Annotated in this window: 1 protein-coding gene; it reads right to left on the minus strand. The window is 69.9% G+C overall.

The window, feature by feature from the left end; translation table 11 throughout:
- Window positions 1-234 precede the first annotated feature (234 nt).
- Window positions 235-758, minus strand: a 524-nt coding sequence (locus tag G5C65_RS37960) for a LysE family translocator (protein ID WP_165303631.1), incomplete at its 5' end; no start/stop codon positions are given.

Genomic DNA, 758 nt, shown 5'->3' on the forward strand with positions numbered 1-758 from the left:
GCGTCACGATCTTCACACGGTGAACCTAGCAAGGAGCACTGACAACAGGCTCGGATCCGTGCTGCCGTGCACGTCAGAGCATTCCAGAGGAGCGATTCCTCCTGGGCGTGAACGCCCGGGGTTCCTCGCTAGATCATGCTGGGCGACTACATTCAGGGCTCGTTCACCTCAATCGGCGGCTGCGTCGCGCCCCGGAAGGCCACCGGCTGACGGGGCGGCTGACAGCGGGTGGCGCTACTTCGGCGCCGCCACCAGCCGCACCGCGAGCCCCGCGAAGACGGTTCCGCTGAAGATGTTGAGCCCTCGGGCCACCCGCCGGCTGCGCCGCAGCACCGTCGCCAGCCGCCCCGAGAGCAGCCCGATCGTCGCGTCGACCGACAGCCCGACCACGACGAGCGTGGCCCCGAGAACGGCCAGCTGCCCGCTCACATGCCCCAGCTCCGGATTCACGAACTGCGGCAGGAACGCGACGGTGAACAGGATCACCTTCGGGTTGAGCAGATTCGTGATCGTCCCCTGCCAGAAGGCGCGTCGCCGGGATCCGGGCGACGACGGACCGGCGCCGGCCGCCCCCTCGCCCAGTCCCTCCCGGTCGCGGAACGCCTTCACGGCGAGGTAGAGCAGATAGGCGGCCCCCACCCAGCGGAGGGCGTAGTAGAGCACCGGCAGGTTCGCGAACAGCGCCGAGAGCCCCAGCATGGCCGCGGTGGCGTGCACGGCGATCCCCAGAGCGATGCCGAGCGAGGCCACCAGCCCCG

Origin of the sequence: Streptomyces boncukensis (genome assembly GCF_011045075.1) — a bacterium.
In the GTDB taxonomy this organism is placed as follows: domain Bacteria; phylum Actinomycetota; class Actinomycetes; order Streptomycetales; family Streptomycetaceae; genus Streptomyces; species Streptomyces boncukensis.